The organism is Methylobacterium sp. 092160098-2 (genome assembly GCF_028920805.1).
GTDB classification, from domain to species: Bacteria; Pseudomonadota; Alphaproteobacteria; order Rhizobiales; family Beijerinckiaceae; genus Methylobacterium; species Methylobacterium fujisawaense.
In genome coordinates this window covers 282,417-306,382 of the sequence record NZ_JAQPZJ010000001.1, presented here as the reverse complement: position 1 = coordinate 306,382, position 23,966 = coordinate 282,417, and the positions used below count along the sequence as shown (strand labels likewise).

Below are 23,966 nucleotides of genomic sequence, written 5' to 3'. Positions count from 1 at the left end.
GGCGCGGCGGCGCAGGATCCGCTGGATGGCCCAGAGCGAGGCCAAGGAATGTGGCCTCGCGTGCTTGGCGATGGTGGCCAATTACCACCGGCACCAGATCGACCTGAGCTACCTGCGTGCGCTTTTCCCTCTGTCGCAGTCCGGCATGTCCCTCGCCGACATCGTCGAGGTCGCCGACGGGCTGGGATTCGATGCAAACGGCTTCGCGCTTTCGAATGTCGGCGAGTTGTCCGGGGTGGCGCTCCCGGCGATCCTGCACTGGAATGGCAACCACTTCGTCGTCCTGGAGCGCATCGGGCGCGACGGCTACCGGATCCAGGACCCTGAATTCGGGCTGCGGATCTACGACCGCGCCGATATGGAACGCCTCTTCTCCGGGGTGGTCCTCGAATTCCAACCGCGCATGGATTTTGCGCGCCTGACGGCCGAACGCCGCCTCGGCTTCATGGAGGTGTTCCGCGCGACCCGGGGGCTCGGCGGCACCGTCTGGCAGATCTGCCTGATCTCGCTCGCCATCGCCCTGCTGGGCCTCGGCATGCCGATCCTCCTGGAGATCGCCCTCGACGTGGTCATCCCGCAGGTCGATCTCGATCTGCTGCGCGTGCTCGCCATCGGGCTGGCGGCGATGATGGCCTTCGAGGCCGTGGGCCGCTGGCTGCGGGACGCCATCGTGCTGCGCTCATCGACGCTGATGCAGTTGCAGTTCACGCGCAACGTCGTGGGGCACGCCTTCCGGCTGCCACTCGGCTATTTCGAGCGGCGCCATCCCGGGGATTTCGTCGTGCGGGTCGATTCCATCGACCACATCAAGACCTTCCTGGTCGGCGGTCTCGTCACCGCCATCGCGGACACGCTCACGTCCGTGCTGCTCGTCGGCCTGATGTACTACTACGCGCCACTCATGGCCGGCTTGACCCTGCTGACTCTCGCGGCCGTTCTGCTGGTCCGGGCCGTGACGTTTCCGGCCCTGAACCGGTACACCGCGACCTCCCTGGAGGCCCGCTCCGAGGAGCAGGGTCGGCTCTTGGACGGTCTGCGCCGGGTCGACACCCTGAAGGCCCATAACGCCGCGGACCTGTTCGCGATGCGATGGTTCGAAAGCTTCGCGCGCTTCGCCAACACGGATTTCCGCGCCCGCCACGCGACCATCGATGCCGAACTCTTCATGCATCTCGTCATCGCGACGAGCACCGTGACGACGCTGTACATGGGTGTGACCGGCGTCATCGGGAACACCCTGACGATCGGCTCGCTCTACGCCTTCTTCGCCCTGCGCGGCGACTTCTTCGAACGGGTGAACCGGCTGACGGTCAACCTGATGCATCTCTCGGTGATGCGGGTTCATTTCCAGCGTCTGGACGATCTCGTCGGCCAGGAGGCGGAGCCGGGCGCGGACGATGTCTGCATCCACCGGAAAGTGCGCCGGACGGTGGCGCTCGAAGGCGTCCGCGTGCAATTCGGCCGGGCGGATGCCCCGCTTTTACGCGACGTCGACCTGACGATCGACATCGCGGCTGGCGAGAGCATCGCGATCGTGGGTGCCTCCGGCTCGGGCAAATCGTCCCTGCTCAAGATCCTGGGGAGCCTCCACGAGCCGGCGGCGGGCCGTCTCAGTGTGGACGGAGCCGCCCTGCAGCAATTCGGCCGGCGGGAATTCCGGGCCAATCTCGGCGTCGTCTTCGCCGACGATGGCGTGTTCGCCGGGACCGTGGCCGACAATCTCGCCTTGTTCGACCCGTCCGTCACGCGGGCGCAGATGGAGCGGGCCCTCGATCAGGTCGGCCTGCGCGAGGCGGTCGAAGCTTTGCCCCAAGATTTCGCCACCCTGATCGCGGAGGAGAGCGGCCTGCTGTCGACCGGCCAGCGGCGGCGTCTGCTCATCGCCCGGGCCCTGTGCCGGCAGCCGCGCCTCCTGCTCCTCGACGAGGTGACCGCCAACCTCGACCCGGACACCGAGCGGTCGCTGATCGATAGTTTGCGGCGTGTGGAGGCCGCAAAGGTCTACGTCACCCACAGCCGGCAGGTCCTCGCCGGTGTCGATCGGGTGCTGCGGATCCACGACGGGCGCCTCGTCACGGAGCGTCAGCTGGATCGATCCGCGACAGACGCAGCACCGGTTCCGGAGCCGGCTTGAGCTCCGTGTGGCTTCCCCGCAGCGACGGGACGCCGGATCGGACCAGCGGCGATTCCGCAACCCGAGACGCGGCCCGCGGCAGCACCCGCGCCCGTTTGCCGACGGCGCCCGGATGGTCGACGTCGAGCAAGCCGGCGGCGGCTGCGAGCGCGAGCGACAGGGCGTCCCGCTCCGCCGCGACGGCCGCCGCGCCGGCCTCCGCGTCGCCCAGCTCGGCCCGGAGGTTCAACGCGTCGAAGATCGTCCGAAAGCCGGCGACACGTTCGATCTCCATGCCCTTGACGGACTGACGCAGGGCAACCACCCGGGCGTACAGCCGCGCCGCCTGCTCGGCGACGGTTTTGTGCCGGAGGAAGTCGACGCGCGCCGTGCTGAGCGTCGTGCGCTCGATATCTTGGACCTCATAGCCCCGCTGGCGCGCCGCCGCGGAAGCCTCCGCGACGCGCGGGAATGCGCCGGGCTCGTAGAGGGGGATCCGGGCGAGCAGGCGCGTCGTGGTGTCGGTGATCCGATCCAGGGCTGCGCTGTAGCCGAATTGAGAGATCCGCGAGACCTGCAGATTCACGCTCGGCAGCAGGTCGGCGGTCACGGCGTCGGCCCGCGCCGCATCCGATTGAACGCCGAGACGCGCCGCGATCAGCCCTGGATTGTTGGTGCGGACGAGCGCCTCGTAGGCTTCCGGCGTGCGGGGCAGCGTGCCGGGCAGGCGCGGCGGGGCAACCCGCTCTGGATCCATCCCGGTGAGACGCACCACGGTCGCCCGGGACGCCGCGAGATCCGAGCGCGCCCGCTCGCGCTCAGCCTCCGCCGCCTGGAGCCGGGATCGGGCCAGCGCGGCATCGGTGCGCGTCGCGTCCCCGACCGCGAGCTGGCGCTCCGTGGCGTCGAGGATCCGGCCGATCGCTGCGCATTGGGCATCCCTGAATTCCAGGATCTGCGTGTCCCGCATGACCGATAGGACGGCGATCGATGCGTCGAGGAGCACCTGCTGACGCTTCCCCGCGACGAGGGCGCGTCCGGCATCCGTCTGTGCATCGACGGCACGGAGCGTGTTCAGTCGTCGAAACCCGTCGAAAAGCGGCAGGTCGGCCACGATTCCGAGTTGGTAGGGCGCGGCGCGCGGCGTCACGTCGAGGCCCACGACCGTCGGAGCGATCTCGGGGCTGTAGCGGATCCGGCTGCTCAGCGGCGCGTCGGCCAGCACTGCGACGGTCGGCATGAAGGCGTCCTTCGCGCCCCGGAGCCGCGCCTCGGCACCCTCCTGCCGTGCATTCTCCGCTCGGAGGGTAAAGCTTTCCACGAGCGCGGCCGCGGCTGAATCGAGCTTTTCACCACCGACAGCCGGTCGCGTCACAGGGATGACGAGAAGTCCGATCGTCATCGCAGCAGCCGCGACTCGGGATCTCCGAGCCGGCATCCACGTCCCCATCGCTTACGACACATTCGAAGCCACTGCGCATCGCGGAGTCGCCTGGGCCAGATCCGTTCGCGTCGCCTGCCCGCCACCGATGTTGTGGCAAAGAAAATATTAACTACAACTTAAAGGTGCGAAAATTGCAGAGGTTCAGGCTGGGGTTCCCCCCTCGGATTCCCGGCGGCAGCGTACACGGCGGGCGAGCGGACGTCGAAGCGGCCGATGCCTGACATTTCCAATCCGAACCGACGCGCAGGCCCCGGAAGCGGTTACAACCTGTGTTTGGGTGCCATGCCCCGGCATGATGAAGCTTCTATCCGAAGCGCGGAGGGTTGCCCGTCCAATCGTGTCCCCCGGCAGGAAGCCGCCCCGAACGTACTGGTCGAGCTCGAATGGCCGGCCAACGCGCATATCGAGGCGCATGCCACCGCTATCGCCGCCGGGGAGGTCGATGCGTTCCTCGGCCGCGACCTTCTGGTCGATCGTCCCGGAGCGACGACCTTCTCCTTGGTCGTCGTGCCGGAGGGGAGCGGCCGCCTCGTCGCCAGAGGCATGTGCCGCCGGACGAGGTGAGGGCAGAGACCCCGGTGCTGTCTGCCGGCAGCGGCGCTGCCGCGCGTTGGCGAGATCACGTCGATCGGACTCTGGCCGCGTAGGCAGGCGAGTCACCCTGTGAGCTTCTGATCCTGATCTGGATCGTCGAGGCCCTGCGCAGGCGTGGACAGCGCATCAGACGGATCTCCCGACACGGATCGATGACCGGCAGCAGGCAGCGCGTCAGGCTCCGCACGGCCAGCGCGACAAGACAAGACGCCGGGTGCCGGCGAGCATCCGGAAGCGCCTTCATCACTTCAAGGGCCAGATTCTCGACGACTGGTCCCGCCACGCGGCTGGCTCCGGCGACGTGACGCGGGCCTCGCGATCGACCGCCGGAAGGGGAAAAATATCCGTCCTATGAAGGAGCGGGTGTCTGATAATGGACCTAAGGTACTATGTTGCCCTTTGCCACCGTGGCCCGATGCAAGATGCCTTGATCCGCAAGCTTGAGAGCTTTGAGGACCTCACCGACGGCGATCGAGCTGCGCTGAGAGCCCTCGTTCCCCGCGTGCGCCAAGTGCCCGCACGTACGGACCTCATCGAGGAAGGCCATGTTCCCGAGCGGATTCATCTCATCCTTGACGGCTATGCCTGCCGTTACAAGGTCTTGCCGGACGGTCAGCGCCAGATCATGGCCTACTTGGTGCCGGGCGACTTCTGTGACCTGAACGTCTTCATCCTCGATCAGATGGACCATGCCATCGGCACGATCTCCCCTTGCCAAGTGGTCGAGATCTCCCGGAACGCCATCGAGGAGGTTACGGCGCATTACCCTCAGGTGACCCGCGCGTTATGGTGGTGCGCCCTCGTGGACGAGGCGATCCTGCGCGAGTGGCTGGTCAACATCGGCAGCCGGCAGGCCCATCAGCGGATCGCACATCTGTTCTGCGAGCTGTTGTTGCGCTTGGAAGCCGTCGGGCGCGTCAGCGACAACAGTTACGCGTTCCCGTTCACACAGACCGACATCGCGGACACGATGGGCCTGTCGGACGTGCACGTGAGCCGCACGCTGAGGGAGTTGCGTCGACTTCAATTCATCACGCTGAAGCGCCGGGTCCTGACGATCTTGGACGTTGAGCAACTCAAGGCGTATTGCGGATTCAACCCAAATTATCTGCACCTCAGAAACACGCGGTGGAGCGCCCGCCGGCAGGTGCCGTGGCTGAGCAGCAACCACGGAGCGTAGCGGTTGCGGGCCGGGAGGGCGTCCGAGATCCTGGGCGCTCCAGCGGATCTCCGCCGACACCGGGCTCTGATCACGAAGGCATGCCGGCAGTCGCGAGCGAGCTTTGGGTAATCGTTATCACGGGTCTTGTCGCGCTGAAGGACCCGGCGAATGAAATAGGCCTTTCATCGCTTAATTCGGCCTCTGAGCCGACATACGCGCGCCAGCACCCTATACTGTCGAAGGCACAGCGCCTTTGATACGCGAATTTGTACGTGGAATACGCATAAGGTTTGCAGACTCAGGGCGCAACACCATCGCGAGGCGCTATATGGACCTTTATCTACATCTACAGAAGCAGGATCGTCGAATTGACGATCCTGGGTTGCGTCGGTGTAGCGATCGGTACGCCGTTCTCGCCGGGATCTGGCGAGTCTGACAACCAATTCCAAAAACTGATTTACTTCTCTACGTCGAATACTTGCGCAGAATTGGAACGCCGGCGCGATTCATCCACGTTTCGCGGATGTCACCAAAGGGCGTCCTGACCCGTCGTATCGGCCATGCACCTCATGGCGGCTTGGCGTAGGAGGATGGCGCTGCCGTCCGTGCATCACGGCTTTCGACCTTTCGGTCGCAGGGTTGGCGCCGGAGCACTCCGACACGCCGAAACGAAGGGCGACCAGGGCCAGAGCTCGGCAGCTCGGGAGGGTACCCAGCCCGTAGCGCCCGCAAGAACGCGGCTCGGGTTCTGGTCCGACACCGTGCGCAGCCACATCGCGCGCAGGTACGGTGTGACCGGCGTCAAACGAAACGGCGTCGGCGCTCTATACGCCGTGAGACGCCGGACCGAACAAAATCATTCATTTGATAGATTTGTAAAAAATCTGAGACTAAAACAACAAGCGCAAATCACTCAAGCTGGATCCCGAAGTTTTTAAATAGAACTTCGGAACATCTCGCCAGGCGCGGTCATTGAACAGGAGTACCCCGCTCGATTTTGGCATCTCGGTGGCGGCCCAGCCGGCAACCGAGGTGAGAAAGTTCTGTCGCGTAATCACGCCGTGACCTGATCGCGCTGGCTGTCGGCACGATCAGCGGGGACATCCAGCCGGGAGCCGCGGCCCCGATCGAGGCGCGGTGCGCCGGGACGGAGACGACCCCGAGACAGGCTCACCGTCCTGCACGAGGCGGTCGGCCTCGCAGCGCGTCGAACGCCTGCCCCCATCGGCGCCGCTCCGGTGCCGGAACCCTGAAACGCGCCGCGAACCGGAGACGTTCATGTCCCTCCTTGCCTGGATCATCCTCGGCCTGATCGCCGGCTTCATCGGCAGCAAGATCGTCAACAACACCGGCCAGGGTGTGCTCGTCGATATCTTGCTCGGCGTCATCGGTGCCGTGGTCGGCGGATTCCTGTTCGAGCAGTTCGGGCAACCCGGCGTTTCGGGCCTCAACCTCTACAGCCTGCTCGTCGCGGTCGTCGGGGCCGTGGTCGTGCTGTGGCTCTACCACGCCCTCGTGCGACGCGGCCGGATCGTCTGATCCGCTTCAGCCGCCCGTTCCCTCGCAAATCACAGATCCCGGAGAAACCACAATGGCTACCGTCACCGATACCACCCTCGCGGCGACCGGCCGCGCCATCCCGGACCGGCCCGTGCTCGACCGTGGCCCGCCTCAGGGCAGCGCCGTCACACCGTCCGAGGACATCCGAACGATGATGCTGCACTCGGTCTCGTGGGGGGCGGTCCTCGCCGGCGCCACGGTCGGGCTGATCGCCCAGGTCATCCTGAACATGCTCGGCCTCGGCATCGGCCTGTCGACGGTGGATCCCCTTGGCGACGGCACCCCGGCGGCGAGCGCGATCGGCATCGGAGCGGGTCTCTGGTTCGTCGTCTCCGGCGTCCTCGCCGCGGTGGCGGGTGGCGCTCTGGCCGGCCGGCTTTCGGGCAAGCCGTCGGCCGCAACCGCCGGGTATCACGGCCTTCTCGCCTGGGCGGTCTCAACCCTCGTCGTGCTGTACATGCTCTCGTCGGCGGCGAGCGGCCTCGTCGGCGGCGCCCTCGGGACGGCTTCGACGGCCATCGGTGGGATGAGCAACGCCGCGGGCGGATCCGTCTCGACCCTGGCGCAGGCGGCCGCCCCGTCGTTGACGAGGGTCACCGATCCGTTCTCGGAGATCGAAGCCGGCGTCCGCAGCAACACCGGCTCCGATCCGGCCGCGCTGAAGGACGCTGCGGTGACCGCGATGCGCGCCGCCGTCTCGGGTGACGGCGCCCAGCAGGCCGCCGCCCAGGAGAAGGCGGCCGTCGCCCTCGCCAAGGCACAGAACATCCCGGTCGAGCAGGCCCGGACCCAGGTCGGCCAATACACCCAGCAGTTCAAGGAAACCCTCGCTTCGGCCAAGGAGCAGTCGAAGCAGATCGCCGACGCCGCGGCCCGCCGGGTGTCCCAGGGGGCGCTGTTCGGGGCCCTTGCCCTGATCTTCGGAGCGCTGGCCGCCTTCTTCGCCGGCCGCAGCGCCGCCGTCGATCGGACAGACGCCCGAGCGGGAGGTCAGCCGCTGACGCCGCGCCGCGCATGAGCACCGACGGTCGAGGTCAACCGCGCCTCGACCGGCCTTTCACGTCCCGGACCCGATCCGAACCGGTGTCGGCCCTGGGCGTCCTCAGTCAGACCTCTCCGGCACCGCCCGGCGGCGTGACCGAGCTCCATCTCGCCATCCTGCTCGCGACGGCCTCATGCAAGCCGCTCGGCGCGCGGGCCGAGACGCCATCGACCCGTCCGCCACGGCACCCCCGCCGCGGATCCACCGCCCGCCAGACTTCCAAGGAGTCCACCGTGAAGACCGTCTCCACACTGACCGGCGCAATCGCCGCACTGCTCCTCTCAGCCGGCCTCGCCGCGGCTGCCCCGTGCACGACCGGGACCACCACGAACAGCACGAGTCACCAAGCCGGAGATGCCTCCTCGAACGTCGATGGTGGCTCGACCGCGAATGTGACACCGGGCGCCAAGGCCGAATCCCCGGGCACGGTCGGCGCGATGAACAACGTGGGCGCGCAAGCGAAGCCCTCCACGAACCAGGCCAAGGCGCCGGAGGGCAAGGTGATCAAGCCCGGCGACGACGATTGCTGAGTACGGGACCACGGCACCCCGTTTTCGCCTGAGCGACGCCCGCGGAGGAGCGCGCGTCGCTCAGGTTCGTGAATTCCTGGGCTCGGCATATCCAGGGAACCTGCGAGACCCTCGCCACCCCCAGCGCAGACGCTGGGCGCGGGGAGGGGGGCCGGCTCTGGCCTCGCCGTCCGCACCCTCGTAGCGGTTTTTGGGGATACCGGTGCCGCTGCACCGACGTGGCGCCGGCCAATCTCGACACCGGACCGGCTGGTCCCCGTCGACAAGCGGCCGGCTCGGATCGTGGCCGGCGCGACTGCCGTCATCCTGTCCGCGGGATCGCCATGGCCATTCGGCGGTGAGCGTCACCGGTTCAGATGATGACGCACCCAGCGCGTGGCGTGCTCGAGGGTGGGGAAGGCATCCACCCGCACGCCCTGGAGCGGTCCGAACCCCGCCTCCAGGAACCAATAACCCGGATGCGCATGCTCGGGTGCATCGAGGCGGACCAGCACGCCAACCAGCAGGCCGTTGGCGATTATCAGCATGCCGTCGCGGTCAAGGCTGCCGGTGTCCACCGCGATCGGCTGAAGCTTTAGCACGAGCAGCGTCTCGACGTTGCCCCGCCTGGCCATTCCTATCCTCCTTCGGCGCGGCCGGGCCAGCTCAGGTCACGCCGCTCGCCCCAGCGCGTGTTGCGCAGGTGCAGGTAGTTCGGCGTGAAGTCGCAGAACGCCTTAAGCCGCTCGACGTCGAGGATGGTCAGCACCCGCTGCTTGAGATGGATCAGGCCGAGGGCGCGCAGATCGCCCAATGTCCGGTTCACGTGCACGTCGGACAGGCCCATCGTCTCGGCAATCTCGGTCTGCGTGAGCGGGAACGCGTAGCTGTTGTCGGTGACCCGTCCCACCGCCTCCAGGCGCATCAGAAGTTCGCAGAAGAGGTGCGCGATGCGCGGAGCCGGAAGGCGCCTGCCGATGTTGACGAGCCACTCGCGCAGGACGGCGCCGTCGACCAGCGAGCACCACCAGAAGGCGCGCGCGATGCTCGCGTGGTGCGTCGCGGTCTCATCGATCGCCTGGCGCGGGATGTCCACGACCTGGCATGTCGAGATCGTGCCGATGGCGTGGTCCATCTCGTCCAGGATGAAGACGTTCAGGTCGCAGAAGTCGCCGGGCACGAGCAGGGCCATGATCTGGCGCTGGCCGTCCGGCAGGACCTTGTAGCGGCACGCGAAGCCGTCGAGGATGAGGAGGACGTTCTCGGGCTTGTCGCCCTCCTGAATCAGATCCTGGCGAGCCCCGACCTGCCGGACCTTGATCACCAAGCCGTTCAGGGCCCAACGGGCCTGATCGGAGAGGGGCTCGAAACTCTCGAGCTTGCGTGTCAACGCATGCTGCATCGGACCGCCCTCCCAAGTGAGCGGACGGCGCGACCGTCGGGGCGCGGCCCATGGGAGGAACGCGCTGCCCGGTCTGAGTGATCCCCGGCGAAGATCGGAAGTTCGACTCCGGACCTTTGCGCCCAAAGCGGCGAGCACCGGCCAGATCGAAAAGAAGCCCCGCGGCCCGGAGGGGGCTGCAGGGCCTGAGTGGGTTCGGGTCGGAAGAAGCCGTGCGGGCGATGAGGAAGCAAGGAACGCTCGCGGTGTTCGCTGCACTCACGTCACCGGGCAACAGCCAGATGCTTGTGCCAGGAATCGTGGAGACCCATTCGGTCAAAAAGCAGGATTGCGCGAGATTTTCCGATCTCAGCGCACTCTATTGGTGGTTTAATTCAAAAATAACACCTCTTGGGATCGCGTTAGCGATGATCCGACTCACGTCGATGACCGGGATCGGACCTTGCGCCCTCAACCCCACAAGGCGCTGAAGGTGCGTTCGAAATCCCCGATCAAGGTCCGGTTGCAGAAGCGGTGCAGGACGGGGCCGTCCGTCGTACCCTCGCGCATCTCGATCGACTCGGTGTTCTGATCGTAGGCGAAGGTCAGATGGCGGCCGCCGAGGGTGGTCGACAGGATGGCTTTAGCGCCCCCCGCGTCCTGCATCATCTCGGTCGATCCCGGCGCGGCGCGCCACATGATCCCGCCGAGCAGCGCCAGGGTGACCGCCTTCATCTGCAGGTCCTCGGCTTCGGATTGCGCGATGACGCGCACCGCGTAGCGCCGCACGGCGTCGAGGTCAGTCGTCTCGGACCGGACCGGGGCGAACAGGGCCATCGGCTTATTCCCGTCTCGTCGTGATCTCGGTTGCACCGGTCGCGGTGGCGGAATAGCCGCCCCACCCCTCTGTCGAGACGGGCGACGTGCCGCCCCAGCCCTCTGCCCCCCACGTCGCGAGGCGCAGCGTCGTATCGACCGAGCCATGGTCCTTCAGAATGCCCATGACGCGGTCACGCTGAGCGTCCGCGACCACGAGGTTCAGCATCGCCGCGCCCAACCTCAGCTGCGCGCAGCAGGCGTCCAGCGCCTCAGGAGGCACGCCACACGTCTCGAGCCGATCCCGGAGGGCCTGGCCCCCGCCGGTATCCGGCGCGTCCGCCTCGGCATGGTCGGCATCCGGATCGGGAGGATCGACCACGAGCCGGATCGCCTGCTCGGGGATGCCGGCCGTGACGAGCGTGGCTGTCGCGGCCTGTGCCTTTCTCCGGCTCTCATAGAGCGCGAAAATTCCCAGCCTCGCGGTCGCACCTTCCCGCGAGGGGAGGGGCTCCTCCGGCTGAGCGGCCGAATGGCCCTCGGACGCGATCTCCGTCCGCGCCGCGGCGATGAACGCGGCCTGCTGGTCCACGCTCAGCGCGAAACCGGCGCTCATCGTGGATCCCGCCATAGGATCAGGATCCGACCACATCCGGTCGCCCGGCCCGTTGTCGAGGAAGTTGCGCTGCGCGCGTTCGAGCACCGCAGCCTCGACCGGATCGTCGTTCGCCTTCTCAGCCGCGGTCATGGATTGACGCTGCGCAGGGCAGGCTGCGGGTACGCCGGATTCCCGCCCGGCACGCCCGTGCTGTTGGCCGATGACGGAGTGTCGGCTTTGCCGGATTCGGTGCCGGTGATCTGCTTGCGCGAGGCCGCTTGGCTTTGGCTGGCATAGTCCGGCGGTGCGGTCGCCCCCTGCCAGATCATCAGCCCCGCCAGGGACGTCAGCATCAGGCCGACACTGACGATCAGGACGTAGAGGGCGGGCCGACCGCGCTTGCCCTGGCGGCTGTCCTGTCCGGAAATATTGTCTGACACACGTGAACCTCGCTGGCTCGAATCTGCCGAGCCTGGGCGAACAACGTGCGATGTATGACCGAAGTTCTAGCCGTGTGACGTTATGAGCCTGTTATTTCAAGTATTTACTGCATAAGATGTCAAATGATCATTATCGGGTATTCATTTGACCTCATACTGCGGAGAGGCCTCCGTCGTGATGGCCGGAACTTGAGGATCGAACCATGTCGCTCATGATGTCCGTCGCCCTGGCCGTGGCAGCCGCCGGGGGCGCCCTATCCCTGGTGACGGATTCCGGCGCTTCGGTCTCCGAGCAGGTCGCGGGTTCGAATCTCGCCTTCTTCGGAGGCATCGGCGCTGTGGCGCTCGGCGGATCGGCCGCGTTGGTCTCGATGGTGACCGGTTGACGCTCGCGCCGATGCCGCGCGCCGGGCGGACCCGGTCTGCGCGGCCGGCTTCGGTCGCCCGACACGCACAAGAGGGCCGCCCGCCCGTGTCTCGGGGAACAGGCGCGGCGGTGCGGCCGCCGCGCCCGATGTCAGCCGTGCGGCTTGAACACGACCTTCGTGCAGTTGTCGGTCTTGTCCCGGAACGCTTTGTAGAGCGCCGGACCTTCCTCCAAATTGGTGGAACGGTGGCTGATGATGAAGGACGGATCGATATCCCCGTTCTGGATGTGCTCCAGCAGGGGCTTCATGTAGCGGACCATGTGGGTCTGGCCTGTCTTGAGGGTGAGACCCTTGTTCATCAGGACGCCGAGCGCCACCGGTCCGACGGGACCGGCGAAGACACCCGGCATCGAGACGTTGCCGCCGGGACGGCACGCCAGGATCGCCTGATTGAGCGCGAAGGGCCGCTCCAGGCTCACCGTGTGCTCCATGATGGCGGAGGACACTTTCTGGAGGGTCGTGTCCGCCCCGTGGGATTCCATCCCGACGGCCTCGATCACGGAATCGGGCCCCAGGCCGTGGGTCATCTCCATCAGCGTGTCCTGCACGTTCTGCTGGCCGAGGTCGATGGTCTCGGCGCCGGCCTCGCGGGCGAGCGCCAGCCGCTCGGGCACGCTGTCGATGGCGATGACGCGCTTGGCGCCGAGCAGGTAGCAGCACTTCACCGCGAGCACGCCGACCGGGCCGCAGCCCCAGATCGCGACCGTGTCCTCCGGGCCGATGTCGCAGTGTTCCGCGGCCTGGTAGGCCGTCGGGAAGATGTCGCTGAGGAACAGGACCTGCTCGTCGCTGAGGCCGTCCGGGACGACGATGGGGCCGACATCCGCGTAGGGCACGCGGAGATACTCGGCCTGGCCGCCCGCGAAGCCGCCGGTGATGTGTGAGAAGCCGAACAGGCCGGCGAGCGGATAGCCGTAGGTCTGCGCCTGGAGCTTGCCGTTCGGGTTTGTGCGCTCGCAGCAGCTCCAGTTGCCCCATTTGCACTGCCGGCACTCGCCGCAGCAGATCGTGAACGGCACGACGATGCGGTCGCCGACCTTCAGCTTCCGGTTGTCACGCCCGACCTCGATGACCTCGCCCATCGTCTCGTGGCCGAGAATGTCGCCGCATTCCATGGTCGGCATGAACCCGCCCATGAGGTGCAGATCCGAGCCGCAGATGGCGCAGGCGGTCACCTTGATGATGACGTCCCGCCCCTCTTCGATCTTCGGGTCGGGCACCGTCTCGCAGGTGATCGTACCGCGGCTCTGCCAGGTGAGTGCCTTCATCGCAAATATCTCCATCGCCAAACAGCGGCGTTCTGAAATCAACCGCCATTTCACGTCGAATGATCCGGATAATTCCGCACCTCATTCCGGCAAATTACGTTGCCGATTATTAATTCATAGGATCGGGATCGATCGCTGAACTCCGGTGTTGGCATATTGCAGCGCATCATCCCCCCGTGATCCGGCGCCATCACAAGGGTCGCGCCGAGGACTCGCGCGCGGCGTGCCTTCCACTCGGAACCGACTCGCCCCGCGACACGGGCCGCGACGCTTCCGATCGATCCCGCCGATCGCGGCGCACGTCCTCTCACCCGTAAGGCTCACAGCATGACGCGACGCACCGACTCCCGCACATGGCTCGTTCCGGCGCTGCTCGGATCGGCCGCGGCCCTGGGCGCGTCCGCGCTCTACGCGGCGACGATGACACGCCGGGCGGAACGGGAGACGCCACCCGTCGGCTCGTTCCTGACCATCGACGGTGTCCGCCTCCACTACCTGGAGCGCGGCCAGGGCGAGCCGCTGGTGCTCATCCACGGCAACGGCACCCTGATCCAGGACTTCCTCGTCAGCGGCATCGTGGACGACCTCGCCAAGCGCCACCGGGTCATCGTGTTCGATCGCCCCGGCTACGGCTACAGCGACCGGCCGCGCGGCTTCTGGACGCCCCGCGCCCACGCCACGCTCTTCCAGAAGGCGCTCCAACAGCTCGGCGTCACGCAGGCCGTCGTCCTCGGGCATTCCTGGGGCACGTTGGTCGCGGTCGCTCTCGCGCTTCAGGCACCGCGGCTCGTGCGCAGCCTCGTGCTGGCCTCGGGCTACTACTATCCGACGCTGCGCGCCGACGTGATCCTGGCGTCGCCGGTGGCGATCCCCGGCATCGGCGACCTGCTGCGCCACACGGTCTCGCCGCTCGCAGGACGCCTCATGATGCCGGCCATGATCAAGGGGCTGTTCGCCCCGGCCGCCATCCCCGAGCGCTTCGCGCGCAGCTTTCCGACGGCCATGATGCTGCGCCCGCTGCAATTGCGCGCCTCGGCGGAAGATGCCGCGATGATGACGCCCGTCACGGTCGAGCTGCAGGCGCATTACCGGGATCTGGACCTGCCCGTCGTGATCATCACCGGTGGGGACGACCAGATCGCCGATGTCGGCCGCCAGTCGCGGCGGCTCCACCACGACGTGCCCGGCAGCGAGCTCGTGATCGTGCCCGGCATGGGCCACATGATCCATCATCTCGCACCCGAGCGTGTCGTCGCGGCCGTAGAGCGCGCGTCGGAGCGGATCCGTCCGGCGGCCTGAAGGAGCACGCAGCCATGCGGATCGAAACCTGCTTCCTGTTCGACCTCGACGGCACGCTCGTCGACAGCGTCTACCAGCACGTCCTCGCCTGGAATCAGGCGCTCGACGCGGAGGGGATCTCCCTCTCGGTCTGGCGCATCCACCGGAAGATCGGCATGAGCGGCGGCCTGTTCACGAACCAGCTCCTGCGGGAGACGGGGCGGGAGATCAGCGACGCACATGTCGCCAAGCTGGGCCGGCTGCATGCAGAAGCCTACGGACGGCTCTCGGGGCAGATCCGGCCGCTACCCGGGGCGAAGGCACTGCTCGACACCCTGACGGCGGCCGGGATCCCCTGGGCGATCGCCACGAGCGGCCGGATGGAGACGGCCCGGGTCAATCTCGATGCGCTGGGCGTCGATCCGGATCGGGTCCCGGTCGTGACGCGCGACATGGTCAAATACGCCAAGCCCGACCCGGACTTGTTCCTGGCGGCCGCCGACCGCCTGGGCAAGCCGATCGAGACGGCGGTGATCGTCGGCGATTCGATCTGGGACATGCTGGCCGCACGCCGCTGCCGGGGTCTCGGCGTCGGCCTCCTCTCGGGCGGCTACGGCACCGAGGAGCTGGAGCGGTCCGGGGCCGTACGCGTCTACGAGGATCCGGCGGATCTGCTGGACCATCTGGACGAGGTCGGCGGACGTCGCTGATCCGGGGCGGACATCTGGGTCGCAACCGGATCCGGCGCCCCGGCGCAGGGGAGTCAGGGGACGCGTTTTTGCGCCGTCCTCGCGTTGCGGACGAGACCGAGCACCCCCAGGACGCCGGCGCCCAGGCAGGCCGCCAGGATCAGCGAGGGCCGGATGCCGCTGCGGACGGAGGCGCGCTCCAGAGCGACTTCGAGGCTGCCGGCGAGATTGGCCGCCAGCGGCACCGCCCTGGTGTCAAAGAACAGCTTCGCTTCCGAAGGCCCCTCGGACTTCTTGAGCATGTAATCTCTCGTGACGGTCAAACGAACCTCCGTTAAAGAACACTATTTTCGCGAACAATTTAATACGTCGGCGTGTTGAAATGTAAACGCGTCCCGAGCGCCGGTGTTTCCCAAAGTTTTTCAGGCCAGGAGTTCTACCCTTGGACAAGCCCGTATTCAGGCCCTACCGCCTTCCCTCCGGCGGATGGGGCTCGGCGCGCTCGGTCGGCAACATCCTCCGGCAGGAAGGCGTGCTGGCGAGCGGGCCGATCGCGCTGACCCGCCACAACAAGGTCGACGGCTACCAGTGCAACAGCTGCGCCTGGGTGAAGCCCGCGAACCCGCTGCCGTTCGAGTTCTGCGAGAACGGCGTGAAAGCCATGGCCTGGGAACTCACCGCCCACCGCTGCACGCCGGACTTCTTCGCCAAGCACACGGTCACCGAGCTGCTGGACTGGGACGAGTACGAGCTCGAGCAGACCGGCCGCCTCACCCATCCGCTGCGCTACGATGCGGCGACCGACAGGTACGTGCCGGTCGCCTGGGGCCACGCCATCGAGGAGATCGCCCGCGAACTCCTGGCCGTGGAGGACCGGAAGACCGGCACCGTCTTCTACAGCTCGGGCCGCCTATCGAACGAGGGCAGTTACCTCTACCAGCTCTTCGCCCGGCTCTACGGCAACAACAACCTGCCGGACTCGTCCAACATGTGCCACGAGACGACCTCGGTGGCGCTGCCGGTCAGCATCGGCCAGGGCATCGGCACCGTCTCGCTGGACGACTTCGCAAAGTCCGACTGCATCCTGTTCTTCGGCCAGAACCCGGGGAGCAACTCGCCCCGCATGCTCCACCCGCTGCAGGAGGCCAGCCAGCGCGGCGTACCGATCATCACCTACAACCCGCTGCGCGAGCGCGGGCTGGAGCGGTTCCTGAACCCGCAATCGCCCGCCGAGATGCTGAGCCGCACGGAGACCCGGATCAGCTCGCAGTACCATCAGGTCAAGGCGGGTGGCGACCTCGCGGCTTTGGCGGGAATCTGCAAATCCGTGCTGGACGCGCACGACGCTTCGCTGGCGGCCGGCTGCCCGGCGATACTCGACGAGGCCTTCATCCGGGAGCACACCCACGGCTTCGAGACCTTCGCCGACTGGTTGCGCGGCCAGGACTGGGACGCGCTGGAGCGCCGCTCCGGACTGCACCGGGCCGACATGGAGGCGACCGCGAAGGTTTACGGCGCGGCGAAGGCGACCGTCGCGGTCTACGGGATGGGCCTGACCCAGCACCAGGCCGGGGTCGAGACCGTGCAGATGCTGGTCAACCTGCTGCTGATGCGCGGCAATATCGGCCGCAGCGGCTCCGGCATCTGCCCGGTGCGCGGCCATTCCAACGTGCAGGGCCAGCGCACGGTGGGAATCACCGAGAAGCCCGAGCTGTTCCCCCTGGACCGGCTCGGCGCGCAGTTCGGCTTCGAGCCGCCGCGGGAGGCCGGCTACAACACCGTGGAGGCCTGCGAGGCGATCCTCAGGGACGAGGTTCGGGCCTTCGTCATGCTGGGCGGCAATTTCGTCCGCGCCATTCCCGATCACGGCCAGATGGAGCCGGCCTGGCGGCGGCTGCGGCTGACCGTGAACGTGATCACCAAGCTCAACCGCAGCGCGTTGCTGCCGGGCGCGGTCAGCTACATCCTGCCGGTGATCGGCCGCCTGGAGATCGACGAGACCACGAAGGGCCAGCAGGTCCTGTCCATGGAGGACACCTCGGCCTGCGTGCACGGCAACCGCGGCCTGCGGCGCCCGGCCTCGCCGCACCTGATCAGCGAGATCCGGCTGATCTGCGAACTGGCGCAGCGGGTGCTCGAGCCCAACCCGCGGGTCCGCTGGGAGGATTACAGGACCGACTACGCGGAGATCCGGAAGGAGATCGGCGAGACGCTGCCGGAGTCCTTCTGGGACTACGAGCGGCGCATGTGGGAGCCGGGCGGCTTCCAGCGCGACCTGCCGGCCAAGCGCCGGGACTGGCACACGGAGACGGGCCGGGCCAATTTCGTCACGCCGACCGGCCTCGACGAGGATGCCGACATGCCCGAGGTCGGGCACGATTCCCTGCGTCTGATGACCTTGCGCAGCAACGACCAGTTCAACACCACGGTCTACGGCTACGACGACCGCTTCCGGGGCATCAAGAACACCCGGAAAGTGGTGCTGATGAACCGCTCGGATATCGACCGCCTGGGCCTGAAGGTCGGCCAGGCGGTGACGCTGCGGACGGTGGCGAACGACGGCGTCGACCGGGCGCTCTCAGGCCTGCTGGTGGTGGCCTACGACATCCCGATCGGCTGCATCGGCGGCTACTACCCGGAATGCAACGTGCTGATGCCGATCTGGCACTATGCCATCGGCAGCAAGACGCCGGCCGCCAAGGGCATCCCCGTCACGATCCGGTCCGACGGCGACCGGGTGATCGCCCCCCTGCTGGAATACGCCGAAGGCTGAACGGACGCCGGGCCGGGTCTGAGCCCCGCTCCGGCGCAAGCCTCGAGGCCGGCGGCTCCGGTCATGACCGCGCCTCCGGTCCGATCTCCTCGGTCAGCCGGTCAGAGACCAGCCGTGCGGGTCGTCGCAGAGCGTCAGCCGCGTCGGAGGCGCCCCTCTTGGATGTCATGCGCAGCGGGCCGGCTGAAACTGCGCGGTACCGATGATCAATCAACTCGCGAATCTGTCTTATGACAGAACACGAGACTGACATTGGTTTAGTCTCGCGATTATCATCAGCCGATTTGGTACAGGCTCTGGTGACTGGGAGAGCCGCGCGCTTCCGCCTGCAATGCCATGGTGGAACGATATGAGATCAGCGCCCGACCAGCATGCCCTGGGCATGCTCATCCGCAAGCTGGAGAGCATCGCCACCCTTTCCGACACCGAACGTCAGGCCATCCAGGGCCTGCCGGTGCGGATTCACCATCTCAACGCCCGGCAAGACATCGTACGCGATGGCGACCAGCCCACGCATTGCTGCCTCGTCCTCGAAGGATGGGCCTGCCGGTACAAGCTCCTCCGTCAGGGCAAGCGGCAGATCATGTCGTTCCACATTCCGGGCGACATCCCGGATCTGCAGAGCCTGCACGTCCGCACGATGGATCACAGCCTCGCCACTCTGACCAAGGCCATCGTTGCCTTCATCCCCCACGAGAGCCTGCGGGAACTGACGGCGCGCCACCCCGGACTCGCGGCGGTCTTCTGGCGCGACACGCTGATCGATTCGGGCATCTTCCGCGAATGGCTCGTCAGCATGGGCCGCCGCTCGGCCTTCGAGCACGTCGCGCACCTGTTCTGCGAGCTTTACCTGAAGCTGCAGGCGGTGGGCCTGGCAGGCAATTTCCGCTGCCCGCTCCCGATGACCCAGACCGATCTCGCCGACGCACTCGGACTGACACCCGTGCACATCAACCGTGTGTTGAAGGAGATGCGCGGTCAGACCCTGATCACGCTCCGCAGCAACGCACTGGTGATCGAGGCATGGGACGAGCTTCTGCGGGTCTCCGAGTTCGACTCTACATACCTGCAGCTTGAGAATCGGGCGGTCGGATGAGGCCCCGTCCGCGCCGGTGCGGGCCGCCGCGAGGAGCCACGATCTTGAGGCCGGCACCCCGTCGCTGACGGTCTACGCTTGCATGGTCCCGCACGCAGTTCAGGAGACCGCGCGGACCGCGCGGGAACTTCGGACGGTAACCCCGGGACCGGTGGATAGGTCCGCCCGGCCTGAATTCGCCGACCGTGGTGGCACCGCATCTCGGATCGCGCAGCCGTTGGTGCGCGTGGCCGGTCGCGACCAAGCCCGGATCCTTCAGGGAAGCCATTCCGCACCGCTGGCGCAACCTCCTCGCTCCCGCCCCCCGCCGTCCGGCTCAATCCGGCGGCGGACCCCATCATCCATCGTTCGGAGAGCCGATGCTGAGAGACGCTAAGGGGAGATCCTTGCCGGAGCCGCGAAGAGCTTTACAGCCACAGCATCGAGACCGCCAGGAACGCGATCTGAAAGGTGAGCATCACGGTAATGAGGGTTTTGGCGTCGCGGTCGTGGAGCGTCTGATTCTCCTGCTCTTTCCCACTCATCCGAGAGCCCCGGCAAGGCGGCCGGAATAGATGAACATGATCTGGCCGGAGCCGTCGGTGGCGGTGGCAACACGGGGACGGTCAGGCTTGCTCCCATCGACCTCGTAAGTCGCGATCGTGACGGCATCCGCCACGTTACTCGCATTGTAGATCCGCGGGGCGCTCCGCGGCACGCCGGTCTTCCCGATGCGATCGATCCTGACGCAGTATGCCATGTGGGACGCCTCCACCTAAAGGCCTGCGCGGCCCGATCGGAAGACCCTATGCCGGCGCAGTCCGTGCCAAAGCCTTCGGCCCCCGGCATTGACGCATCAACATTGCACGAGCCGAGGCTCGTAAAATTAAAATTTGACGCCTTCCTGACTATTTATCTTGCACAGATCAGAGACGATTTTCTTTCCAGCTTCCTAGCGGAAGCGATGCATGAACTCGCAACAAGCTCGGCCCGTGAACATCGCTTCGGGCTGCAGATCGCGATCCATTCTCATGAATGGATAGGCAGACTCTGCTTGTCGCCGCGTGACCGCCAATCCCGTTGCCGATCGCAGCGTTGTGGGGTTCGACCTCATGACGTTCGTCACAGAGCGGATCAGGTCAGTCTGTGAGCACGGTCCGGGAGCGGCCGGCGTCCCGAGACGGAGGGCGCCCGGAAAGCGGCGTCACCGGAATGAAATGGCTATCCAAGGTGGAACGAAGAATATGAAGGCCGTCTGAGCCATGAGAGATCCCGCGGACGATGTCGATCGGTATCGACGTTCGATGCCGTTCCAGCTCGTCGGGCGCCGTCGACGCCCAATGACCCACATTGATTCACCGGGGAGCGAAGCGATCGACCGCGCCTGCTTGGGCACTCATCCGACATCGGATGTCTTCCCCGCGTCCGAACGCGCGGCTTCGGCGTTCGTCAGACCGAATCCTCGTTGAGGCGCTTCCGATAAACCAAAATCATCCAGCCCGCGCAGCCGGGAAGCCGGATAGCCGTCCCGGCCCGTGATCCTCTGCCGAGGCACCTCCAGCGCTTCGAACTGGGCTTCAGGCCCCGCAGTGCCGAGAGACACGCCCAGACTGCCCGATCGGCATCACCGACTGCCGCGGGCCGCTCCACTCCGTGAAGCTAACGCAAGACATACAAGGTCTGGTTCAGGATGGTCGTGCCGCGTTGGTCCGATGGATCGCGCCCGCGGACTCAGTGTCCCAGCCAGATGGCGGCACTCAGCACGATCCCGATCGCACCGATGAACCCGCTGAACCCCAGCACGATCCAGGCGTCCAGGCTGGGCGACCGTGCGGCGCGCCTGACCTTCGCGGACGCCGCCTCGGTCTCCCGCGCCAGCGCGATACGCTGATGCGACGGTGCGGAGCCGGCCGCCTCGTCATCGGTCCCGAGCGACGACAGGCCCGGGTCGTAGACGGCGATCTTGTCCCCCGTGGCGCCGCTGTCGATATCGGCTTTCAGCATCGCCGTGGTCGGCCGGTCGGAGGCGCCCGGCTCCGACACGCGCAGGTTGCCGGGCGGCGGCGGGGTCTCGGATCGAAACAGCATGACACTCGCCTCTCGGACAACGGCTCTGTTTGCTTCATGGGCCACGCCCAAGCATGAGTTCCGATGACTTCACCGAATGTTGGTGCACGGAACTGAGGCTTTGACCGCGGCAGGCCAGGGCTGCTCCTAGTCGCGTTGCTTGCAGGAACAGCCCCAGATCTTGATCTGACGTGCTCACTGGCGCTGGATCAGCGGCCCTCTTCGGCAGCGAACCGTCTAGCCGCCGCTGCCGCTGGAGCCGCCGCTGCTGTTGGGCGCACCAACCTCGGGTCGGCTGGCGTTGCCGCCCGCGGCCGAACTGCTGCTGAACGCGTCTACGCCGGTCCCACCTGGAGATTCCGTGAAATCGTCCGCGCCACCCGTGTTGTTGGGCTGATTTGAGATGATGGATCCCGTCGCCGCAGGCTCGCGATAAAACGATCCTTGCGCCAGAGCCGGTCCTGCCGCGGTCAAGGCCGCGATCGCGAGGAGCAGTCGCTTCATGGGAGATCCTATCGATTCAGGAAGCACCGGCAGCGGCCGCCCCATCCGAACGGCGGGCGGACAGATCCGGTAGAGGCGGTAGGGTTGACGAGTCCGCGGACTCTTTTGCCGGAGACTGCAGCGGGCCGACCGTGCGAATTCCCGCCCTTGATGAAGCTCTCCCATGCCGCAAGGTTCCGCGCCGCGGAGGCTTTCGATGCAGATTGCTTTCGTTTTTCGCTAAATCCCGCCTCTGTATTGCTAGTTTCTATCAAAAGACAGATCAAAAAGACGATCCAATCCAATTTATGTTGAAGCATCGACCTGTGGCCGTGAGCCATGTTGCATCGCCGAACCCCAAGGAGGCGCGACGTGACAACCATTCCTCAGCTTGATCAGAACGAATTGAGCATCCTACAGCGCCTGGTGACAGACTTGGTGACAAAACAACTCGGTCACGCGACCGCAGGCCATGTGGATATGATTGCTCGGTTACAGCACCTGGAACAGGCCGCGTGGACAACGGGCGCCGATCGCCAGACCCTCCAGGTGATCACCTCCGGCCGACGACTGCTCGGAGACGCGAGCGACCTCACGCCGGATGCGCTGAAGCGTCGACCGGTGCGGAAGCGCCCAGGAGATCGTTCGTACGCTCTCCGGCACGCCTGAACCGCCTGGGATACCGCGACGGGTGAGCAGCCGCCCTGATGGCGGCGGGGACACGGATGGCTTCCGCGGACGGCCCTGGCCAGCGGTCGGAAGCCCGCAGTATTGAGCATTGCCTGTCCGCGCTTCGCCATACGACCGGCGCCGCCCGAAGGCGGGAGCTCGGGCGGGGGCGTTCAGACGCCGCAACGGGAGATCGGCAGCGGACTGCGACAGTGAGCGTGAACGCTGCCCGTTCCTCGCAGAAGCAGACTCGGGCGACACGTCCGGCTGGTCGGCAAGACCTTCGTCACGAAGGGCGCATGCCCCGCTCTCTCACCTGACCGCAGCGGGAACCCGGTGGGGCAGATGGCCCCGCAGCCGTGCGGCTGGGGGCCTGTCGTGCCGCGGTCCCGTCAGAGGCCGCGCAGATCGTTACGGGCAGGAATGGCGCTGACCATCGTTGCCCAGATACGTGCCGCTCCGACGGTCGTACGACCGGAAACGCTGAACGCAGTAGCTGACCGAGTCGCCGGCAGGTGCCACCTCCGTCTCGACGGCACCGTAACCCTGCCCGTATCCGGCTGGGGCATAGCCACCCCCGTAACCGCCGTAACCGGCAGGCGCGTAGTCCCCGCCATAATATCCGTCGTCGAATCCGCCGTAACCATAGCCCAATCCAGCTCCAGCTAGGCCGAGACCGACGCCCAGCCCCAGGCCGCCATAGCCATAGCCATAGCCGCGTCGGCCGTAGCCTCGTCCGCCGAACCCTCGGTTGCCAGCGAAGCCTGTTCCGCGGATCCCACCGCCTCCGAGGCCCCCGCGTCCACCGAAGCCGCCACCCGCGAGAGCACCGCCGCCGAAGCGATTGCCGCCGAGCCCGCCGCCGAAGCCGCGACCTGCTACGCCACCCCGGAAGCCGCCACCGCCGAACCCGCCCCCGTGGAACCCACCGCCTCCGAAGCCGCCGCCGTGGAACCCGCCCCCACCGAAGCCGCCGCGCGCATCGGCGCTCGCCGGAAGTATCACCAGCGTCCCGAGGACGACGGCGGCCGTCAGGATTGTCTGTTTCATCGTGCCCTGCCAATCGAAGATAAATATTTCTTCCGATCCGACAACGCGCCGTCGGGCAAATAGGTCATGCTACATTATGTCCATATTCAGATGAGCAATATTAATACGGCAAGCCGAAACCATCTTTCGGCACGGCGCCGGGCTCTCGCCGCACGGCGGATTCGTCTGCATGGAATGTCCTGTGACGGGCGCCTCGCCCGAATGCCTCAGGTCGGCCGCCCTGTCTCCGCGACCTCGTCCAACGCGCGCACCAGAGGACGTTCCATGTGTCGAGGCTTGCGAGCCGAGGCCGGGACGCGGGTGATGGCTATGCCCCCGGGGCGAAGCCGACCCTGAACCGGCGGATCGCAGAAGCAATCGAATAATTACGATGCTGCTATCGACAAGCGCACCATCAAATGATGGAACGACGATAGATTAAATCCGTCACACCGCGCAAAAAACAAGCTCATCGAACTCGCACTCGACCATGATTTGGACAATCTTCGATCTGTTCCTCAGATCTGCCGATAATAACGTGGTCCGAA

Annotated in this window: 24 protein-coding genes; 12 read left to right on the top strand and 12 right to left on the bottom strand. The window is 66.5% G+C overall.

Annotation, left to right across the window (positions count from 1 at the left end; all coding sequences use genetic code 11):
- The first annotated feature begins 25 nt into the window (after positions 1-25).
- Positions 26-2,134, top strand: a complete 2,109-nt coding sequence (locus PQI07_RS01410; protein WP_274925913.1) for a peptidase domain-containing ABC transporter — start codon at positions 26-28, stop codon at positions 2,132-2,134.
- On the opposite strand, the gene PQI07_RS01405 is transcribed toward PQI07_RS01410, so the two are convergent.
- Positions 2,073-3,515: a TolC family protein gene (locus tag PQI07_RS01405; protein ID WP_274925912.1), complete on the bottom strand. Its 1,443-nt coding sequence runs from the start codon at positions 3,513-3,515 to the stop codon at positions 2,073-2,075. The two genes, PQI07_RS01410 and PQI07_RS01405, sit on opposite strands and share 62 nt — an antisense overlap.
- A gap of 255 nt (positions 3,516-3,770) precedes the next feature.
- Here PQI07_RS01405 and PQI07_RS01400 point away from each other — a divergent pair, with 255 nt between their 5' ends.
- The 5 genes from PQI07_RS01400 to PQI07_RS01380 all read left to right on the top strand — a co-directional run bounded on the left by PQI07_RS01400 (position 3,771) and on the right by PQI07_RS01380 (position 8,445).
- Positions 3,771-4,121: a hypothetical protein gene (locus PQI07_RS01400; RefSeq protein WP_274925911.1), complete on the top strand. Its 351-nt coding sequence runs from the start codon at positions 3,771-3,773 to the stop codon at positions 4,119-4,121.
- Between the two features lie 457 nt (positions 4,122-4,578).
- The gene (locus PQI07_RS01395) at positions 4,579-5,331 is read left to right on the top strand and encodes a Crp/Fnr family transcriptional regulator (protein ID WP_342462052.1); all 753 of its coding nucleotides are present in this window, start codon (positions 4,579-4,581) and stop codon (positions 5,329-5,331) included.
- Between the two features lie 1,260 nt (positions 5,332-6,591).
- A complete protein-coding gene (locus tag PQI07_RS01390; protein WP_043351821.1) occupies positions 6,592-6,852 on the top strand; it encodes a GlsB/YeaQ/YmgE family stress response membrane protein in 261 nt (86 codons plus the stop codon).
- A 52-nt stretch (positions 6,853-6,904) separates the two neighbouring features.
- Positions 6,905-7,891, top strand: a complete 987-nt coding sequence (locus PQI07_RS01385) for a hypothetical protein (protein ID WP_043388425.1) — start codon at positions 6,905-6,907, stop codon at positions 7,889-7,891.
- Positions 7,892-7,956: 65 nt separating this feature from the next.
- The gene (locus tag PQI07_RS01380; protein WP_236961616.1) at positions 7,957-8,445 is read left to right on the top strand and encodes a hypothetical protein; all 489 of its coding nucleotides are present in this window, start codon (positions 7,957-7,959) and stop codon (positions 8,443-8,445) included.
- Positions 8,446-8,789: 344 nt separating this feature from the next.
- Here the strand turns inward: PQI07_RS01380 and PQI07_RS01375 are convergent, their stop codons facing one another.
- The 5 genes from PQI07_RS01375 to PQI07_RS01355 form a co-directional block, all read right to left on the bottom strand.
- Positions 8,790-9,059, bottom strand: coding sequence for a hypothetical protein (locus PQI07_RS01375; RefSeq protein ID WP_043755316.1), 270 nt, complete (start codon positions 9,057-9,059; stop codon positions 8,790-8,792).
- A gap of 2 nt (positions 9,060-9,061) precedes the next feature.
- Positions 9,062-9,826 carry a Crp/Fnr family transcriptional regulator gene (locus tag PQI07_RS01370; protein WP_274925909.1) on the bottom strand — a complete coding sequence of 255 codons (765 nt, stop codon included), beginning with the start codon at positions 9,824-9,826 and terminating at the stop codon, positions 9,062-9,064.
- A gap of 450 nt (positions 9,827-10,276) precedes the next feature.
- Positions 10,277-10,642, bottom strand: a complete 366-nt coding sequence (locus tag PQI07_RS01365; protein ID WP_274925908.1) for a hypothetical protein — start codon at positions 10,640-10,642, stop codon at positions 10,277-10,279.
- A 4-nt stretch (positions 10,643-10,646) separates the two neighbouring features.
- The gene (locus tag PQI07_RS01360) at positions 10,647-11,369 is read right to left on the bottom strand and encodes a hypothetical protein (protein WP_274925907.1); all 723 of its coding nucleotides are present in this window, start codon (positions 11,367-11,369) and stop codon (positions 10,647-10,649) included.
- The gene (locus PQI07_RS01355; RefSeq protein ID WP_182592585.1) at positions 11,366-11,659 is read right to left on the bottom strand and encodes a hypothetical protein; all 294 of its coding nucleotides are present in this window, start codon (positions 11,657-11,659) and stop codon (positions 11,366-11,368) included. Before PQI07_RS01355 ends, PQI07_RS01360 begins: the two co-directional genes overlap by 4 nt.
- 203 nt (positions 11,660-11,862) lie before the next feature.
- Between PQI07_RS01355 and PQI07_RS01350 the strand changes: the two genes are divergently transcribed.
- Positions 11,863-12,045, top strand: coding sequence for a hypothetical protein (locus PQI07_RS01350; RefSeq protein WP_043351806.1), 183 nt, complete (start codon positions 11,863-11,865; stop codon positions 12,043-12,045).
- A gap of 131 nt (positions 12,046-12,176) precedes the next feature.
- Here the strand turns inward: PQI07_RS01350 and PQI07_RS01345 are convergent, their stop codons facing one another.
- On the bottom strand, positions 12,177-13,355 hold the full coding sequence (locus PQI07_RS01345; protein WP_075381667.1) for a zinc-dependent alcohol dehydrogenase: 1,179 nt from the start codon (positions 13,353-13,355) through the stop codon (positions 12,177-12,179).
- Between the two features lie 327 nt (positions 13,356-13,682).
- Between PQI07_RS01345 and PQI07_RS01340 the strand changes: the two genes are divergently transcribed.
- Both PQI07_RS01340 and PQI07_RS01335 read left to right on the top strand, forming a co-directional pair.
- The gene (locus PQI07_RS01340; RefSeq protein WP_274925906.1) at positions 13,683-14,654 is read left to right on the top strand and encodes an alpha/beta fold hydrolase; all 972 of its coding nucleotides are present in this window, start codon (positions 13,683-13,685) and stop codon (positions 14,652-14,654) included.
- Positions 14,655-14,668: 14 nt separating this feature from the next.
- Positions 14,669-15,343, top strand: coding sequence for an HAD family hydrolase (locus PQI07_RS01335; protein ID WP_274925905.1), 675 nt, complete (start codon positions 14,669-14,671; stop codon positions 15,341-15,343).
- A 53-nt stretch (positions 15,344-15,396) separates the two neighbouring features.
- On the opposite strand, the gene PQI07_RS01330 is transcribed toward PQI07_RS01335, so the two are convergent.
- Positions 15,397-15,624, bottom strand: a complete 228-nt coding sequence (locus PQI07_RS01330; protein ID WP_236952839.1) for a hypothetical protein — start codon at positions 15,622-15,624, stop codon at positions 15,397-15,399.
- A gap of 140 nt (positions 15,625-15,764) precedes the next feature.
- On the opposite strand from PQI07_RS01330, the gene PQI07_RS01325 reads away from it, so the two are divergent.
- Complete coding sequence (locus PQI07_RS01325) at positions 15,765-18,095, top strand: FdhF/YdeP family oxidoreductase (RefSeq protein ID WP_274925904.1); 2,331 nt, start codon at positions 15,765-15,767, stop codon at positions 18,093-18,095.
- Positions 18,096-18,444: 349 nt separating this feature from the next.
- Positions 18,445-19,191: a Crp/Fnr family transcriptional regulator gene (locus PQI07_RS01320; protein WP_179698007.1), complete on the top strand. Its 747-nt coding sequence runs from the start codon at positions 18,445-18,447 to the stop codon at positions 19,189-19,191.
- Positions 19,192-19,711: 520 nt separating this feature from the next.
- On the opposite strand, the gene PQI07_RS01315 is transcribed toward PQI07_RS01320, so the two are convergent.
- From PQI07_RS01315 to PQI07_RS01305, 3 genes are all read right to left on the bottom strand, one after another.
- Positions 19,712-19,930 (bottom strand): hypothetical protein, encoded by a 219-nt coding sequence (locus tag PQI07_RS01315; protein ID WP_179698008.1) that lies wholly within the window; start codon positions 19,928-19,930, stop codon positions 19,712-19,714.
- 971 nt (positions 19,931-20,901) lie between these two features.
- Positions 20,902-21,303 (bottom strand): hypothetical protein, encoded by a 402-nt coding sequence (locus tag PQI07_RS01310; RefSeq protein ID WP_391525597.1) that lies wholly within the window; start codon positions 21,301-21,303, stop codon positions 20,902-20,904.
- A 171-nt stretch (positions 21,304-21,474) separates the two neighbouring features.
- Positions 21,475-21,741, bottom strand: a complete 267-nt coding sequence (locus PQI07_RS01305) for a hypothetical protein (protein ID WP_148291146.1) — start codon at positions 21,739-21,741, stop codon at positions 21,475-21,477.
- A 351-nt stretch (positions 21,742-22,092) separates the two neighbouring features.
- Here PQI07_RS01305 and PQI07_RS01300 point away from each other — a divergent pair, with 351 nt between their 5' ends.
- Positions 22,093-22,389, top strand: coding sequence for a hypothetical protein (locus tag PQI07_RS01300; RefSeq protein ID WP_274925903.1), 297 nt, complete (start codon positions 22,093-22,095; stop codon positions 22,387-22,389).
- Positions 22,390-22,800: 411 nt separating this feature from the next.
- On the opposite strand, the gene PQI07_RS01295 is transcribed toward PQI07_RS01300, so the two are convergent.
- On the bottom strand, positions 22,801-23,439 hold the full coding sequence (locus PQI07_RS01295) for a BA14K family protein (protein ID WP_111474282.1): 639 nt from the start codon (positions 23,437-23,439) through the stop codon (positions 22,801-22,803).
- Between the last annotated feature and the right edge of the window lie 527 nt (positions 23,440-23,966).

Excerpts from the sequence above, each read along its gene's own strand:
- PQI07_RS01410 (WP_274925913.1), top strand. The coding sequence starts at position 26 with ATGGCCCAGAGCGAGGCCAAGGAATGTGGCCTCGCGTGCTTGGCGATG.
- PQI07_RS01405 (WP_274925912.1), bottom strand. The coding sequence starts at position 3,515 with ATGACGATCGGACTTCTCGTCATCCCTGTGACGCGACCGGCTGTCGGT.
- PQI07_RS01400 (WP_274925911.1), top strand. The coding sequence starts at position 3,771 with ATGCCTGACATTTCCAATCCGAACCGACGCGCAGGCCCCGGAAGCGGT.
- PQI07_RS01390 (WP_043351821.1), top strand. The coding sequence starts at position 6,592 with ATGTCCCTCCTTGCCTGGATCATCCTCGGCCTGATCGCCGGCTTCATC.
- PQI07_RS01385 (WP_043388425.1), top strand. The coding sequence starts at position 6,905 with ATGGCTACCGTCACCGATACCACCCTCGCGGCGACCGGCCGCGCCATC.
- PQI07_RS01375 (WP_043755316.1), bottom strand. The coding sequence starts at position 9,059 with ATGGCCAGGCGGGGCAACGTCGAGACGCTGCTCGTGCTAAAGCTTCAG.
- PQI07_RS01370 (WP_274925909.1), bottom strand. The coding sequence starts at position 9,826 with ATGCAGCATGCGTTGACACGCAAGCTCGAGAGTTTCGAGCCCCTCTCC.
- PQI07_RS01365 (WP_274925908.1), bottom strand. The coding sequence starts at position 10,642 with ATGGCCCTGTTCGCCCCGGTCCGGTCCGAGACGACTGACCTCGACGCC.
- PQI07_RS01360 (WP_274925907.1), bottom strand. The coding sequence starts at position 11,369 with ATGACCGCGGCTGAGAAGGCGAACGACGATCCGGTCGAGGCTGCGGTG.
- PQI07_RS01350 (WP_043351806.1), top strand. The coding sequence starts at position 11,863 with ATGTCGCTCATGATGTCCGTCGCCCTGGCCGTGGCAGCCGCCGGGGGC.
- PQI07_RS01345 (WP_075381667.1), bottom strand. The coding sequence starts at position 13,355 with ATGAAGGCACTCACCTGGCAGAGCCGCGGTACGATCACCTGCGAGACG.
- PQI07_RS01340 (WP_274925906.1), top strand. The coding sequence starts at position 13,683 with ATGACGCGACGCACCGACTCCCGCACATGGCTCGTTCCGGCGCTGCTC.
- PQI07_RS01335 (WP_274925905.1), top strand. The coding sequence starts at position 14,669 with ATGCGGATCGAAACCTGCTTCCTGTTCGACCTCGACGGCACGCTCGTC.
- PQI07_RS01330 (WP_236952839.1), bottom strand. The coding sequence starts at position 15,624 with ATGCTCAAGAAGTCCGAGGGGCCTTCGGAAGCGAAGCTGTTCTTTGAC.
- PQI07_RS01320 (WP_179698007.1), top strand. The coding sequence starts at position 18,445 with ATGAGATCAGCGCCCGACCAGCATGCCCTGGGCATGCTCATCCGCAAG.
- PQI07_RS01315 (WP_179698008.1), bottom strand. The coding sequence starts at position 19,930 with ATGGCATACTGCGTCAGGATCGATCGCATCGGGAAGACCGGCGTGCCG.
- PQI07_RS01305 (WP_148291146.1), bottom strand. The coding sequence starts at position 21,741 with ATGAAGCGACTGCTCCTCGCGATCGCGGCCTTGACCGCGGCAGGACCG.
- PQI07_RS01295 (WP_111474282.1), bottom strand. The coding sequence starts at position 23,439 with ATGAAACAGACAATCCTGACGGCCGCCGTCGTCCTCGGGACGCTGGTG.